Origin of the sequence: Stenotrophomonas acidaminiphila, from assembly GCA_002951995.1 — a bacterium.
In the GTDB taxonomy this organism is placed as follows: domain Bacteria; phylum Pseudomonadota; class Gammaproteobacteria; order Xanthomonadales; family Xanthomonadaceae; genus Stenotrophomonas; species Stenotrophomonas acidaminiphila_A.
This window is the reverse complement of sequence record CP019797.1, coordinates 818,167-833,742: the sequence shown is the minus strand read 5'-3', so window position 1 is coordinate 833,742 and position 15,576 is coordinate 818,167. Positions and strand designations below refer to the sequence as shown.

Annotated in this window: 11 protein-coding genes, 4 tRNA genes and 1 pseudogene; 2 read left to right on the top strand and 14 right to left on the bottom strand. The window is 65.6% G+C overall.

Annotated features, from left to right (window positions below; translation table 11 throughout):
• Positions 1-68: 68 nt before the first annotated feature.
• The 3 genes from B1L07_03595 to B1L07_03585 all read right to left on the bottom strand — a co-directional run bounded on the left by B1L07_03595 (position 69) and on the right by B1L07_03585 (position 5,536).
• Complete coding sequence (locus tag B1L07_03595) at positions 69-4,262, bottom strand: DNA-directed RNA polymerase subunit beta (GenBank protein AUZ54346.1); 4,194 nt, start codon at positions 4,260-4,262, stop codon at positions 69-71.
• A 308-nt stretch (positions 4,263-4,570) separates the two neighbouring features.
• Complete coding sequence (locus B1L07_03590) at positions 4,571-4,939, bottom strand: 50S ribosomal protein L7/L12 (GenBank protein AUZ54345.1); 369 nt, start codon at positions 4,937-4,939, stop codon at positions 4,571-4,573.
• Positions 4,940-5,002: 63 nt separating this feature from the next.
• A complete protein-coding gene (locus B1L07_03585) occupies positions 5,003-5,536 on the bottom strand; it encodes a 50S ribosomal protein L10 (protein ID AUZ54344.1) in 534 nt (177 codons plus the stop codon).
• On the opposite strand from B1L07_03585, the gene B1L07_03580 reads away from it, so the two are divergent.
• A complete protein-coding gene (locus B1L07_03580; protein ID AUZ56441.1) occupies positions 5,526-5,729 on the top strand; it encodes a hypothetical protein in 204 nt (67 codons plus the stop codon). The two genes, B1L07_03585 and B1L07_03580, sit on opposite strands and share 11 nt — an antisense overlap.
• Positions 5,730-5,919: 190 nt before the next feature.
• Here B1L07_03580 and B1L07_03575 read toward each other — a convergent pair whose 3' ends face one another.
• The 11 genes and pseudogenes from B1L07_03575 to B1L07_03525 all read right to left on the bottom strand — a co-directional run bounded on the left by B1L07_03575 (position 5,920) and on the right by B1L07_03525 (position 12,332).
• A complete protein-coding gene (locus B1L07_03575) occupies positions 5,920-6,618 on the bottom strand; it encodes a 50S ribosomal protein L1 (GenBank protein ID AUZ54343.1) in 699 nt (232 codons plus the stop codon).
• A gap of 4 nt (positions 6,619-6,622) precedes the next feature.
• Positions 6,623-7,051 carry a 50S ribosomal protein L11 gene (locus B1L07_03570; GenBank protein AUZ54342.1) on the bottom strand — a complete coding sequence of 143 codons (429 nt, stop codon included), beginning with the start codon at positions 7,049-7,051 and terminating at the stop codon, positions 6,623-6,625.
• Positions 7,052-7,252: 201 nt separating this feature from the next.
• Positions 7,253-7,813, bottom strand: coding sequence for a transcription termination/antitermination protein NusG (gene nusG, locus B1L07_03565; GenBank protein AUZ54341.1), 561 nt, complete (start codon positions 7,811-7,813; stop codon positions 7,253-7,255).
• 10 nt (positions 7,814-7,823) lie between these two features.
• Positions 7,824-8,231: a preprotein translocase subunit SecE gene (locus B1L07_03560; GenBank protein AUZ54340.1), complete on the bottom strand. Its 408-nt coding sequence runs from the start codon at positions 8,229-8,231 to the stop codon at positions 7,824-7,826.
• Between the two features lie 47 nt (positions 8,232-8,278).
• Positions 8,279-8,354 (bottom strand) — tRNA-Trp (locus B1L07_03555).
• A gap of 107 nt (positions 8,355-8,461) precedes the next feature.
• Positions 8,462-9,652, bottom strand: coding sequence for a translation elongation factor Tu (locus B1L07_03550; GenBank protein ID AUZ54339.1), 1,191 nt, complete (start codon positions 9,650-9,652; stop codon positions 8,462-8,464).
• 47 nt (positions 9,653-9,699) lie between these two features.
• Positions 9,700-9,775, bottom strand: a tRNA-Thr gene (locus B1L07_03545).
• 37 nt (positions 9,776-9,812) lie between these two features.
• Positions 9,813-9,886 (bottom strand) — tRNA-Gly (locus B1L07_03540).
• Positions 9,887-9,913: 27 nt separating this feature from the next.
• A tRNA-Tyr gene (locus tag B1L07_03535) sits at positions 9,914-9,999 on the bottom strand.
• A 137-nt stretch (positions 10,000-10,136) separates the two neighbouring features.
• Positions 10,137-11,156: an isoaspartyl peptidase/L-asparaginase gene (locus tag B1L07_03530; GenBank protein ID AUZ54338.1), complete on the bottom strand. Its 1,020-nt coding sequence runs from the start codon at positions 11,154-11,156 to the stop codon at positions 10,137-10,139.
• Positions 11,157-11,310: 154 nt separating this feature from the next.
• Positions 11,311-12,332, bottom strand: a pseudogene (locus B1L07_03525) (peptidase).
• A 179-nt stretch (positions 12,333-12,511) separates the two neighbouring features.
• On the opposite strand from B1L07_03525, the gene B1L07_03520 reads away from it, so the two are divergent.
• A complete protein-coding gene (locus B1L07_03520) occupies positions 12,512-15,307 on the top strand; it encodes a TonB-dependent receptor (GenBank protein AUZ54337.1) in 2,796 nt (931 codons plus the stop codon).
• Positions 15,308-15,576 lie beyond the last annotated feature (269 nt).

The following is a 15,576-nucleotide window of genomic DNA, read 5'->3' as shown; positions in this document are numbered from 1 at the left end:
GCTGTGTCGATGGGCTGTCAGGGCGCTGCCGGCGGCGCCGCCGCATCACTGCGGCGGCGCCTGCTCGATCAGTTGTCTTCCAGTTCCATGTTGATGGCCAGGGAGCGGATTTCCTTCACCAGCACGTTGAAGGACTCCGGCATGCCCGCGACCATCTCGTGCTCGCCGTCGACGATGTTCTTGTACATCTGGTTGCGGCCCTGCACGTCGTCGGACTTCACCGTCAGCATTTCCTGCAGGGTGTAGGCCGCGCCGTAGGCTTCCAGCGCCCAGACTTCCATCTCACCGAAGCGCTGGCCGCCGAACTGCGCCTTGCCGCCCAGCGGCTGCTGGGTGACGAGCGAGTACGGACCGGTCGAACGGGCGTGCATCTTGTCGTCGACCAGGTGGTTCAGCTTCAGGTAGTGCATGTAGCCGACGGTGGTCTTGCGGTCGAACGCCTCGCCGGTGCGGCCGTCGTACAGCTGCATCTGCGTCTTGCTGGCGTTGAAGCCCAACTGCTCGGTGTCCTTGTCGCCATCCGGGTATGCCAGGTTCAGCATCTCGCGGATCTCGTCCTCGTGCGCGCCGTCGAACACCGGGGTGGCCATCGGCACGCCGTCGGTCAGGTTCTTGGCCAGCGCCACCAGCTCCTCGTCGCTGAACTGGGACAGGTCGACGCGATCACCGGACAGCTTGCTGTCGTGGTTGTAGATCTTGCCGAGGAACTCGCGCAGCTCGCTCACCGCGCGCTGCTGCTCCAGCATCTTCTGGATGCGCTTGCCCAGGCCCTTGGCGGCCCAGCCCAGGTGCACTTCGAGGATCTGGCCGATGTTCATGCGCGACGGCACGCCCAGCGGGTTCAGGCAGATGTCCACCGAGGTACCGTCGGCCATGTACGGCATGTCCTCGACCGGCACCACGTTGGAGACCACACCCTTGTTGCCGTGGCGGCCTGCCATCTTGTCGCCCGGCTGGATGCGGCGCTTCACCGCCAGGAACACCTTGACCATCTTCAGCACGCCCGGGGCCAGATCGTCGCCCTGGGTGATCTTGCCGCGCTTGTCGGCGAAGCGGCGCTCGAACTCCTTCTCGTGCGCCTGGATCTGCTTCTGGGCGCGCTCGATGGCTTCCGAAGCATCCTCGTCCTTCATGCGCAGGGTGAACCAGTCGGCCTTCTTCAGGCCGTCCAGGAAGGCGTCGGTGATGGTGTCGCCCTTCTTCAGGCCGGCACCGCCATTGGCCACCTTGCCCACGATCTGCGAACGCAGGCGCGCGTAGATCGCCGCTTCCAGGATGCGGAACTGGTCGTCGAAGTCCTTCTTGACGCGCTTGATCTCGTTCTCTTCGATCTGGCGCGCGCGCTTGTCCTTCTCGATGCCGTCGCGGGTGAATACCTGCACGTCGATGACGGTGCCGTCCATGCCCGGCGGCACGCGCAGCGAGCTGTCCTTAACGTCGGACGCCTTCTCGCCGAAGATCGCGCGCAGCAGCTTCTCTTCCGGGGTCAGCTGGCTCTCGCCCTTCGGCGTGACCTTGCCCACCAGGATGTCGCCGGCGCGGACTTCGGCACCGATGTACACCACGCCGCTCTCGTCCAGGCGGTTCAGCGCCTGCTCGGAGACGTTCGGGATGTCGGCCGAGATTTCCTCCGGCCCCAGCTTGGTGTCGCGCGCGACGCAGGTCAGCTCCTCGATGTGGATCGTGGTGTAGCGATCCTCTTCCACCACGCGCTCGGAGAGCAGGATGGAGTCTTCGAAGTTGTAGCCGTTCCACGGCATGAACGCGATCAGCATGTTCTGGCCCAGGGCCAGTTCGCCGATGTCGGTCGACGGACCGTCGGCCAGCACGTCGCCGCGGGCGATGACGTCACCCACCTTCACCAGCGGACGCTGGTTGATACAGGTGTTCTGGTTCGAGCGGGTGTACTTGATCAGGTTGTAGATGTCGACGCCGGCGTCGGTGGCGTCGGTGATCTCGTTCTCGTTGACCTTGACCACGATGCGGCCGGCGTCGATCTGCACGATCTCGCCACCGCGACGGGCATTCACGGTCACGCCCGAGTCACGCGCCACGGCGCGCTCGATGCCGGTGCCGACCAGCGGCTTCTGCGCGCGCAGGGTCGGAACAGCCTGGCGCTGCATGTTCGCGCCCATCAGTGCGCGGTTGGCGTCATCGTGCTCCAGGAACGGCACCAGCGCCGCGGCGACCGACACGGTCTGCATCGGCGAGACGTCCATGAAGTGCACTTCCGCCGGCGGCTTCAGCAGCGACTCGCCCTGGTAACGGCACGGCACGAACTGCTCGGTGAGCATGTTCTTGGCATCGGTCAGGGCGTTGGCCTGGGCGATGACGTACTCGTTCTCCTCGATCGCCGACAGGTACTCGACGTCGTCGGTGACCTTGCCGTCCACGACCTTGCGGTACGGCGTCTCGAGGAAGCCGTACTGGTTGGTGCGGGCGAACACCGCCAGCGAGTTGATCAGGCCGATGTTCGGGCCTTCCGGGGTTTCGATGGTGCAGACGCGGCCGTAGTGGGTCGGGTGCACGTCGCGCACTTCGAAGCCGGCGCGCTCGCGGGTCAGGCCGCCCGGGCCCAGTGCCGAGACGCGGCGCTTGTGCGTCACTTCCGACAGCGGGTTGTTCTGGTCCATGAACTGCGACAGCTGCGAGGAACCGAAGAATTCCTTGATGGCAGCGGCGACCGGCTTGGCGTTGATCAGCTCCTGCGGGGTCAGGCCTTCGGACTCGGCCATCGACAGGCGCTCCTTGACCGCGCGTTCGACGCGGACCAGGCCCACGCGGAACACGTTCTCGGCCATTTCGCCGACCGAACGCACGCGGCGGTTGCCCAGGTGGTCGATGTCGTCCACCACGCCACGGCCGTTGCGGATCTCGGTCAGGACCTTGATCACGTCGAGGATGTCCGAGCCGTCGCCGTGCGCGGAAACCAGGCGCTTGGACTCTTCGTCGTTGCGCTCGCCGAAGTACTTGCTGTCGTACAGCACGGCTTCGCCGGTGACTTCCTTGCGGCCGACGCGGCGGTTGAACTTCATGCGGCCGACCGTGGACAGGTCGTAGCGCTCGAAGGTGAAGAACAGGTTGTGGAACAGGTTCTGCGCGGCGTCCTTGGTCGGCGGCTCGCCCGGGCGCATCATGCGATAGATCTCGACCAGGGCCTCGAGCTGGGTCTTGGTCGGGTCGATGCGCAAGGTGTTGGACAGGTACGGGCCACGATCCAGGTCGTTCACCCACAGGGTGCCGACCGCGTCGACGCCGGCCTTGCGGAAGTTCTGCAGCTGCTCTTCGGTGATCTCGTCGTTGGCCTGGGCCAGCAGTTCGCCGGTGTTGGCGTCGACCACGTCATGCGACAGGATGCGGCCGACCAGGTAGTCGTCCGGCACGGCCAGCGCGGCGATGCCCGAGGCCTGCAGCTGCTTGACGTGGCGCGCGGTGATGCGCTTGCCGGCTTCCACGATGACCTTGTCGCCATCGGCCAGGTCGAAGCCCAGGGTCTCGCCGCGCAGGCGCTCGGCCACCAGCTCCAGCTGCACACCCTCGCCTTCCGGCAGGATGTGGAAGGTGTTGATGTCGAAGAACTCGTTGAGCATTTCTTCGTTGTTGTAGCCGAGCGCGCGCAGCAGGATCGACACCGGCAGCTTGCGGCGGCGGTCGATGCGGGTGAACAGCGCGTCCTTCGGGTCGAACTCGAAGTCCAGCCAGGAACCGCGGTAGGGAATGATGCGGGCGCTGTACAGCAGCTTGCCCGAGCTGTGGGTCTTGCCGCGGTCGTGGTCGAAGAACACGCCCGGCGAACGGTGCAGCTGCGACACGATGACGCGCTCGGTACCGTTGACGATGAAGGTGCCGTTGTCGGTCATCAGCGGGATTTCGCCGAGGTAGACCTCCTGCTCCTTCACGTACTTGATCGCCTTGGTGGACGATTCCTTGTCGTAGATGACCAGGCGCACGGTCACGCGCAGCGGCGCGCCGTAGCTCATGCCGCGCTGGCGGCACTCGCGCTCGTCGAACACCGGCTCGCCCAGCTTGTAGCCCACGTACTCCAGGGCGGCATTGCCGCTGTAGCTGGAGATCGGGAACACCGACTTCAGCGCGGCGTGCAGGCCGTGGTCGGAGCGCTTGGCCGGGTCAACGTTCTCCTGCAGGAACTCGCGGTACGAGTCGACCTGGATGGCGAGCAGGAACGGCACCTCGAGGATCGAGCGCTGCTTGCCGAAATCCTTGCGGATGCGCTTTTTTTCGGTGTACGAATAGGACGTCATGGGATCTTCCACCTTGTTGTGCGGGCCGTGCGTCCACGACCCGGAAGGGAACTTTTAAATTGTCAGTTGGAAGTCGCTGGTATTGCCGGCACCAGCACGCCTTCTCCCGCTACTTCCAACTGCCAACTCGTCTGCCTGCCGCCCTGCCCGCCGCGCGATGCGCGGGCCGGCCGGGGTTGGAACGCAGCCCGTGTTGGGCTTTTCACCGCACCGGGCATGCCCGGCTCTACAACGACCAAAGGCCGGGGGCTTTAGGCCCCCAGCCCTGGCTGCATCGCCGTGATTCGATGGCGACGCAAGGGAACTGCTTACTTCAGCTCGACGGTGGCGCCGGCGGCTTCCAGTTCCTTCTTGAACTTCTCGGCGTCTTCCTTCGAAGCGCCTTCCTTCACGACGCCACCGGCCTCGGCCAGATCCTTCGCTTCCTTCAGGCCCAGGCCGGTGATGGCGCGCACGGCCTTGATGACTTCGACCTTCTTGGCGCCGGCATCCTTCAGGATGACGTTGAACTCGGTCTGCTCTTCGACGGCAGCGGCCGGGCCGGCAGCGGCGACGGCCATGACCGGGGCGGCGGCGGAAACGCCGAACTTGTCTTCGATGGCCTTGACCAGCTCCATCACTTCCATCAGGGACTTCTCGGCGATGGCGTCGACGATCTGTTCGTTGGTAAGGGACATTTTGATTACCTTTGGAAAATATTCTGGATTGAGGTTCTATTCAGAACCACGGAAACGTCGAACTCAGGCGGTTTCAGCGGCCGGCTCGGCAGCTTCGACAGCCGCACCACCGTTCTGCTTCTCACCAACAGCCTTGACGGCGCGCGCGAACATGGTGACCGGCTCGGTCAGGACGCGGGCCAGCATGGCCAGGGCCTGATCACGGGTCGGCAGCGATGCCAGCACGTCGACGTGGCTGGCCGGGAAGATTTCCCCACCGATCGCCACGACCTTCGCCTTCAGCTTGTCGTTGCCCTTGGCTGCTTCCTTGATCAGGCGACCGGCGGCGCCGGGCTCCTCGAGCGAAAACGCATACAGCAGCGGACCGACCATCTGGTCCTTAGCGACTGCGAAATCGGTGCCTTCGACGGCGCGCGCGGCCAGCGTGTTCTTGACAACCTTCAAGAAAACGCCGGTTTCGCGGGCCTGCTTGCGCATCGCGGTCATCTGGGCGACCGTGGTGCCAGCGTATTCGGCTGCGATCAAGGAGTGGGCCTTGGCGGCGACGTCTGCCAGTTCGGCGACTACTTCTTGCTTCTGGGACAGATTGAGAGCCATTGCACTCCTCCAATTGAACTCCGCTTACGGCTCCTGCCGTGTGCGGTCCTGTGCGGCATCCGTCCTGGACGCCGGGAACATCGGGATGATGCTCCGGGGGTGGGCCGTTCTAGACCTGGAGTGGGCCAACCTGGGAAACCCAGACGTGCGTGAACCAGAAAAACTCCAGAAGGGCACCATCTACGCAGGGTGATTCCGGGGAATCGATTAAGCGATCCCGCTATGCCGGCGGCGACTCCTTGCCAGATCGAGCTTCCCTGCCCGTCGCCGGTATGCGCTGACCGCGCCTGCGGTCTTTGACGGCTACCGCGGACGATGCACTGCCCGCGATGCCTTCAAATGTCACGGCCACGGCACCGAGGCGCCGCGGCCGCTTGAAACGATTACTTCAGAGTCAGCGACGACTGGTCGACGGTGACGCCCGGGCCCATCGTCGAGCTGACCGAAACCTTCTGCAGGTAGGTGCCCTTCGAGGTGGCCGGCTTGGCCTTGATCAGGTCCAGCAGCAGCGCCTGCAGGTTCGACTGCAGCGCGGCGTTGTCGAAGCTGGCCTTGCCGATGGTGCAGTGGATGATGCCGGCCTTGTCGGTGCGGTAACGCACCTGGCCCGACTTGGCGTTCTTCACGGCTTCGCCCGGGTTCGGGGAAACGGTGCCGACCTTCGGGTTCGGCATCAGGCCGCGCGGGCCCAGCACGGTGCCCAGCTTGCCGACGACGCGCATGGCGTCCGGGGTCGCGATGACCACGTCGTAATTCAGGTCGCCGGCCTGCATCTTCTCGGCCAGGTCGTCCATGCCGACGGCTTCGGCGCCAGCGGCCAGGGCTTCGTCAGCCTTGGCACCGGCCGGGGCGAACACCGCCACGCGCACCGACTTGCCGGTACCGGCCGGCAGCACGGTCGAACCGCGCACCTGCTGGTCGGACTTCTTCGCGTCCACGCCCAGGCGCACGGCGACGTCGATCGACTCGACGAACTTGGCCTTGGTGGCGGTCTTCAGGATGTTGATCGCGTCCTCGAAGGCGTAGCTCTTGCCCGGGACGACGGCGGCCTTGATGGCCTTCTCACGCTTGGTCTGTGCCATCTGATTAACCCTCCACCACCAGGCCCATGGAACGGGCCGAGCCCGCGATCGTACGCACGGCGGCGTCCAGGTCGGCAGCCGTCAGGTCCGGCTCCTTCGCCTTGCAGATTTCTTCAAGCTGCTTGCGGGTGACCTTGCCCACCTTGTCGGTGTTCGGGCGCTTGGAGCCGGAGGTGATGCCCGCCGCCTTCTTGAGCAGCACGGTGGCCGGGGTGCTCTTGGTGATGAAGGTGAAGGTACGGTCCGAGTAGGCCGTGATGATCACCGGCACCGGGATACCCGGCTCCAGCTTCTGCGTGGCGGCATTGAACGCCTTGCAGAACTCCATGATGTTCAGGCCGCGCTGACCCAGCGCAGGACCGACCGGCGGCGAGGGGTTGGCCTGACCGGCCTTCACCTGCAGCTTGATGTAACCGACAACTTTCTTTGCCATTTGAGTGCTCTCCGGGTGCTAGCGCCTTGCGACAACAGGCTCCCCATCGGACCGGGAATCACGCGTCCCGGCATCGCGTTTTGAAATCTTGGAATCGCGGCAAAGGCCACCTCGCGGCGGCCTTTGATCTCAGCCCCTTTCAGGGAGCCGGCAATTCTAGCAGTTTTTATGCCGCCAACCTGAACAGGCTGGCGGCACGGTTCAGACCGCCTTTTCGACCTGGCCGAACTCGAGCTCGACCGGGGTGGCGCGACCAAAGATCAGCACCGACACGCGCAGGCGGCTCTTCTCGTAGTTGACTTCCTCGACCACGCCATTGAAGTCGTTGAACGGACCGTCGATGACACGGACCATCTGGCCCGGTTCGAACAGCACCTTCGGGCGCGGCTTCTCGACGCCTTCCTGGACGCGATCCAGGATGGCAGCGGCTTCGTCGTCACGGATCGGCAGCGGGCGGTCGGCGGTGCCGCCGATGAAGCCCAGCACCTTCGGGGTTTCCTTGACCAGGTGCCAGCTTTCGTTGTCGATGCGCGGAATGCCGGCTTCCTCGTGGGTCTCGATCTGGACCAGCACGTAACCCGGGAAGAACTTGCGCTCGGAACGGCGCTTCTGGCCGGAGCGCATTTCCACCACTTCCTCGGTCGGAACCAGGACGTCGCCGAAACGCTCCTCCATGCCCTCGCGGGCGATGCGGTCACGCAGAGCCTGGGCAACCGACTTCTCGAAGCCCGAATAGGCATGGACGACGTACCAACGTTTCACTGTTATCTCCTCAACGCCCCAGGAACCACTGGGTCAGCTTCTGGATCACGAAGTCGAAGCCACCCAGCAGCAGGCTCAGCACGATCACGACCACGATCACCACCCAGGTCATGCGGATGGCTTCCTGGCGGGTCGGCCATACGACCTTGCGCAGCTCGAACCGGGACTCGGAAAGGAATTCGCGGACCTGGTGGCCCTTGGCGGTGAGCATGAACAACGCGCCGCCGGCGACCAGGCCGACGACCACGGCCAGCGCACGCAGCTGACCCGACCAGGCACCGAGCTGCACCGCGCGCGCCGGAGTGGAGAACCAGAACCAGACGAACAAGCCCGCCAGCACCAGCAGGGCGGCGCCAACGTACTTGACCATATCGCCACCGGAGGCGGCGCTCTTGGAATGCTCGATCTTGCTGTTCATCCGACTCTTGCTGCGGGCGCGACCAAGGTCACTGGATAGGTGGCAAGTGGCACGCCAGGAGGGACTCGAACCCCCAACCTGCGGTTTTGGAGACCGCTGCTCTGCCAATTGAGCTACTGGCGTATGACTTGGCTTGTTTCACGTCCCTTAGACGGCGAAGGCGGACCGAGGTTCCCGGCCCGCCATTCGCGTACCAGCGGCAGACTCAACTACCGCCGGGTACTGCAGGCTTACTTGGTGATCTTGGCGACGACGCCAGCACCGACGGTGCGGCCGCCTTCGCGGATGGCGAAGCGCAGGCCTTCGTCCATCGCCACCGGGTTGATCAGCGTGACCGACATCTTCACGTTGTCGCCCGGCATCACCATCTCGACGCCTTCCGGCAGCTGCACGGCGCCGGTGATGTCGGTGGTACGGAAGTAGAACTGCGGACGGTAGCCCTTGAAGAACGGGGTGTGACGGCCACCTTCGTCCTTGGACAGCACGTACACCTCGGCTTCGAACTCGGTGTGCGGGGTGATCGAACCCGGCTTGGCCAGCACCTGGCCGCGCTCCACGTCGTCACGCTTGGTGCCGCGCAGCAGCAGGCCCGCGTTGTCGCCCGCCTGGCCCTGGTCCAGCAGCTTGCGGAACATTTCCACGCCGGTGACGGTGGTCTTCTGGGTCGGACGGATGCCGACGATTTCGATTTCGTCACCCACCTTGATGATGCCGCGCTCGATACGGCCGGTCACCACGGTGCCGCGGCCCGAGATCGAGAACACGTCTTCCACCGGCATCAGGAACGGCTTGTCGATGTCGCGCTCCGGGGTCGGGATCCAGCTGTCGAGGGCATCGACCAGCTTCAGGATCGCCGGCACGCCGATGTCGCTCTGGTCGCCTTCCAGCGCCAGACGGGCCGAACCGTGCACGATCGGGGTGTCATCGCCCGGGAAGTCGTACTTGCTCAGCAGCTCGCGCACTTCCATCTCGACCAGTTCCAGCAGCTCGGCGTCGTCCACCATGTCGGCCTTGTTCAGGAACACGACGATGTACGGCACGCCAACCTGGCGCGACAGCAGGATGTGCTCGCGGGTCTGCGGCATCGGGCCGTCGGCGGCCGAGCACACCAGGATCGCGCCGTCCATCTGCGCCGCACCGGTGATCATGTTCTTCACGTAGTCGGCGTGGCCCGGGCAGTCCACGTGGGCGTAGTGGCGGGTCGCGGATTCATACTCGACGTGCGCGGTCGAGATCGTGATGCCACGCGCCTTCTCTTCCGGCGCGGCGTCGATCGAGGAGTAGTCCTTGAACTCGCCACCGAAACGCTCGGCACCGATCTTGGTCAGCGCGGCGGTCAGCGTGGTCTTGCCATGGTCGACGTGGCCGATGGTGCCGACGTTGACGTGCGGCTTGGTACGCTCGAACTTACCCTTGGACATGGCTGCTTCTTCTCGGTAACTGGTTGGTTATGGCGCTTTGAGCAAGATGGTGCTCACGAAAGGAATCGAACCTTCGACCTCCTCCTTACCAAGGAGGTGCTCTACCGACTGAGCTACGTGAGCGAGTTTTGTATTATGACATGTTTTCAATTTCGTTCAATGGAGCGGGAGACGGGAATCGAACCCGCACCATCAGCTTGGAAGGCTGAGGTTCTACCATTGAACTACTCCCGCACCGGGAAAACAGCCACAACATGAAACTGGTGGAGGGAGGTGGATTCGAACCACCGAAGGCGTAAGCCAGCAGATTTACAGTCTGCCCCCGTTGGCCGCTTGGGTATCCCTCCGCTCCACCCCTTTTCTGATGACCTTGGCCTAACCGGTCAGGGGTGGGAGAGCCCGCTATTCTGGTGATGGCCCGCGATGCTGTCAACAGAAATTTTCACATTCCGCGAAAATTTCCGTCACCGGCAGCGCGACCCGCTCACTCGCCCGGCATCTTCAGCTTCTCGTCGGCGAAAATCGCCACGTGCGGCACGCCGTCGGCACCGATCCAGCCGCGGTACATGCCCTCGGTGTTGAACGGCGTAGCCGCCTTGCCGTCGGCCGACAGCACGATCGCGCCACCATCGCCGCCCATCGCCGGCAGGCGCTTGACGATGACCTCGTCGCCGGCCTGGGCCGGGGTTTCGCCGAGGTACTTCATGCGCGAGCAGATCTCGTGGGCCGCGGCCAGGCGGATGTAGAACTCGCCCCAGCCGGTACCCGACACCGCGCAGCTGTCGCTGGCATAGGTGCCGGCGCCGATGATCGGGGAGTCGCCCACGCGCCCGTAGCGCTTGTTGGTCATGCCGCCGGTGGAGGTGCCCGCGGCCAGCTTGCCCTGCGCGTCGAGCGCGACCGCGCCGACGGTACCGAAATGCTTGGCCGTCTCCAGGTCGGCGTGCGCCTGCCCGGCGGCCTCTTCCTTCAGCGCGCGCTGCAGCTGCTGCCAGCGCTTCTCGGTGCGGAAGTAGGACGGATCCACCTGCTCGATCTTCTGCTCGGCGGCGAACATCTCCGCGCCCTGCCCGATCATCATGACGTGCGGCGAATGCTCCATCACCGCGCGCGCCAGCAGGATCGGGTTCTTGACGGTGTGCACGCCCGCCACCGCGCCCGCGCGCAGGGTGGCGCCGTCCATCAGCGAGGCATCGAGCTCGTTCTTGCCGTCATGGGTGAAGACCGCGCCACGACCGGCATTGAAGGTCGGGTCGTTCTCCAGCACGGTGATCGCGGCGGTGACCGCATCCATCGCCGGCTTGCCGGCCGCCAGCGCCTCGTGCCCCTTGCGCAGCGCCGCCTCCAGCGCGGCGCGCGCCGCGCGCACTTCCTCCGGGTTGAGGTCCTGGCGCTCCACGCCGGCGCCACCGTGGATCACCAGCAGGGGGGAGGCCGGCGCGGCCACCGCCGACACGGAAGACAACGACGCCAGGCCCAGCAATACCGCGGAAGTCAGCTTCATGTTTCTTCACTCAGGAAAGGTGCCCGATTCTAGGCACGCCTTCATGGGTCTGAACAGACGCTGTCGCCACGGCCGCTGCCATCCACGCCCCCCCCTGAAACGCGGGAAGGGGCCGAAGCCCCTTCCACGTCCATCCGGGCTGCGCGCGCAGGCATCAGTCCGGCTGCAGCTCCAGTTCGCCATCGACCACGTTGGCGACGGCGGTGAAGGCCGGGTTGTCGACGGTGAACCCGTCCAGGTGCAGGCGGCTGCCGGCGCCCACCCCGGTCACCGGGATGGAGCTGAATTCCAGCGATTCGCCGCTGCTCAGGCGGTCGGCGGTGCGGTGCGGCATCACCAGCCAGGCATAGCCGTCGTCGAGCGAGTAGACGCGGCCGCGGCCATCGGCCTCGACGCACAGCGCGGTGTCTTCATCCACGCCGATGCCGACGATGTCGTCCTGCCCCTTCTCCTGGGCGGCGCGGGCGACGAACACGATCAGCCGGCCCAGGCGCTCGCGCTTGGCGAAATGGGTGTCGGTGACCACGTTGGAAAGATAGGGCATGGTCAGGAAGTCCTGGTCCATGGTGACCTTGCTGCCCATCGGGTCGCTCAGCGCGGTGGGCGAGTTGACGCTGCCACCGTCCAGCGCGCCATAGCTGTACCCCCGAGGATCGCCAGCCCGGCGCTGGTGCCACCGATCGGCTTGCCCGCGGCGACGTGCTCGTTGAGGGCCTGGTTCAGCTCGGTCCCCTTCCAGAAGCGGATGTAGCGGGACTGGTCGCCGCCGGCGATGAAGATGGCGTCGGCGCCGCGCACCACCCGCAGCACCGCCGGGTCGTCGGCGGCCTTGCGGCTGTCGAACACCAGGGTCTGCACCGAGGTGACCCCGCCGATGTCGTAGTACAGCTCGTTCTGCAGGTTGTCGTCGCCGGAGGCGCGCAGGATCACCACGCGGCCGTTGCCGGCGCGCTCGACCCACCAGTGGAAGGCTTCGGGAACCCAGTCGCCGCCGCCCATCAGCATCATCGCCGCCTGGGTCTGGCCGGGCCGCTCGGCGTCCAGGTCGCCCACTTCGTAATAGCGGTAGCCCGGATCCGACAGCCCCCTGCTCCCCGCGGCAACCGCGCCGCCGGCCATGCCGAGCGCCACCAGCACCAGGGCCAACCGCCCGCATCGGGACACCATCCGCCTCATACCGCCCTCCAGACCATCATGTAATCGCTTCCATACCGTAATGCCAGACTTTCCGGCAGTGGTCAAGCGTGTAAAAAAGGTGTTAGATGATCACGCCCCATTCACGTTTGCCGGGGCTCCCGGCGCTTGCGCGGGCCGGCCAGACACTTTCCGGAACACTTTCAGCAGAGACCTGATTCATGCGCAAACACGCAATGGTGTGTTCGATCCAGTTGGCCCTGCTTGGCATGGCCGCCTCCGCAACGGCCTTGGCCCAGAGCACCGACAACGATCAAACCAAGCAACTGGATACCGTGCAGGTCACCGGTTCGCGCATCCCGCGCGCGCAGGTGGAAGGCCCCGCCCCGGTCACCGTGGTGACCGCCGAGCAGATCCAGTCGGCCGGTTTCACCTCCGTCCCCGACGTCCTGCGTTCGCTCAGCCAGAACAGCGGCACCGTGCAGGGCCAGCAGAACACCACCGGCGCACAGTCGACGCCCGGCGCGCAGGCGGTCGACCTGCGCGGCCTCGGCCCCAACCACACCCTGGTGCTGATCAACGGCCGCCGCATCGCCGATTTCCCGCTGCCGCTCAACGGCAGGAGCAACTTCACCGACATCGGCAACATCCCGCTGGGCATGATCGACCGCATCGAGGTGCTGACCGGCAGCGCATCGGCGGTCTACGGCTCGGACGCGATGGCCGGCGTGATCAACTTCATCCTGAAGAAGTCCACCGACGGCACCACCATCGATTACCGCTATGGCGACACCAGCCGCGGCGGTGGCGAATCGCATGACCTGACCCTCACCACCGGCTTCGAGCATGGCAATTTCAGCGGCATCGTCGGCATGGAGCTGCTCAACAAGCGCCCGCTGTGGGGTACCCAGCGCAACGTGCAGGATTCCACCCTGGACGCGCCGACCGAGCGCCGCCGCCTGCCGCGCCTGATCGCCCAGATCACCAACTGGGAAGACGACGTCAACATCGCGCCCGCCGATGGCTGCAAGGCGCTGTCGGGGCTGAACGACGGCACCACCCACCTGGCCGAGGACCGCTTCGGCGAGCCCTACTGCGGCAGTGAGCGGGCCATCGCGTACCGCACGATCCAGAACGAGCGCAAGGGCATCAACGCCTACGGTTCGTTCGAATACCGCTTCAACGACGAGCTGTCGTGGTTCGCCGACCTGCAGGCCGGCCACCAGACGGTGCGCCTGCTGACCGGCACCAACGGCAACGACGTCGTCAGCGACGTCATGGGCTGGGAGTTCCACGACCCGGCGTCGACCAACAACTACCGCAACAAGGTGTTCTACAACGCCGCCACCGACAGCCGCGAGATCTGGTCGCGGCAGTTCTCGCCGGAAGAGATCGGCGGGCTGCGCAACCGCATGAACACCACCACCCAGAAGACGCTGGCGGTGACCACCGGCCTCAAGGGCATCTTCGCCGAGGCGTGGAACTGGGAAGCGGCCTGGAACCATTCGCAGTACAAGGCCGACGTAGAGATGCCGCGGATCAAGGCCGACGCCGCCAACCGTTTCTTCCTGGGCGAGCGACTGGGCTACACCGACAGCGGCTACGCGATCTACAACCCGGACCCGACGCGCCTGTTCACCCCGCTGACGCCGGCCGAGTTCGCCTCCATCGCGGCCATGTCCACGTTCCGCCCGGTGGCCAAGAACGACAACGTCAGCTTCACCGCCGACAACACCGCGCTGTTCTCGCTGCCGGCCGGCGACGTGGGCTTTGCCGGTGCGATCGAGTATGGCCGCCAGTCCTACCGCATCAACCCCGATCCGCTGGCCCTGACCGAGGACGCCTACACCGGTCCGCGCTACGGCGACGGCAGCGGCAGCCGCAACCACTGGAGTGCCGCGGGCGAACTGCGCATCCCGGTGCTGTCCACCCTGCAGGCCAGCCTGGCCGGACGCTACGACCGCTACAGCTACGGCGGCAAGCACCCGGGCAAGTTCACCTACAGCGCGGGCCTGGAATGGCGCCCGCTCGACACCCTGCTGGTGCGCAGCTCCTATGGCACCGGCTTCCGCGCGCCGGACATGCACTACCTGTTCGCCGGCGACGACTACTACCGCACCCGCTACGCCACCGACTACTACCAGTGCCGCAGCGAGGAGCCGGGCTTCAGCGACGGTGACTGCTACGACGATGGCAGCTGGGACGTGAGCACCTTCGACGTCTACAAGGGCAACATCGAGCTGGGCGTGGAGACCAGCAAGTCGTTCTCGGCCGGCTTCGTCTGGTCACCGCTGGACGGCCTCGACCTGGCGGTGGACTACTACCAGATCAAGGTCATGAACCAGGTCCAGGTGCAGGACCGCGAGCGGCTGCGCATCACCGAGGCCAACTGCCGCCTCGGCAAGACCGACGCCGGCGTGGCCGTGGACATCAATTCGCCGACCTGCCAGGACGCGCTTGCCCGGGTGATCCGCGATGCCGATGGCGACATCAGCAGCGTGCGCTTCGCGCCGATCAACATCGCCAAGGAGGAAACCTCCGGCATCGACGTCGCCGCCAGCTACCGGCTGCAGACCCGGGCCGGCGATTTCCGCATCAACGGCAACTACACCTGGGTCAAGGACCACACCTTCCAGCGCTACCCGGGCGACGCGTCCGAGGACATGCTGCACTACGAGACCTTCAGCCCCGCGCTGCCGCGGGCCAAGGCGAACGTGGGCGTGAACTGGGACAAGGGGGCGTGGGGCGCCAGCCTGTTCGGCAACTATCTGGGCCGCGTCCCGAACTACGACGACGACGCCTGGACCCAGGCCACCTGGCGCTTCAACGCCGGCGCGCGCTACGACATCAGCGATCATCTGCGGGTGTCGCTGTCGGTCAACAACCTGTTCGACAAGATGCCGCCGAAGGACCCGACCTGGGCCAACTACCCGTACTACGACACCGCCTGGTTCGACAGCACGGGCCGCAGCTACTTCGTGCAGGTCACCTGGAAGCTGGGCGGCAAGCCGCTGTAATACGCCCGCTCCTCGCAACAACGACAAGGCCCGCATCGCGGGCCTTGTCGTTTTCCGCGCCTGGGCACCCCGCCCCGTCGATGCCACCCGGGCCCTGCCGGGTTCTCCACAGCGCATGTGCAGAAGGCAGGGAAAAGCCTGTGGAAAACCCTGACGCGCGCCGGTGCTGCAAGGACGGCGCGCACTCTGGCGCATTTTTGTCCAGGGCGGCGGGCGCCGTGACGACGTCCGGCGCGGGCCACATATGCGAAGGCCCCGCATTGCGGGGC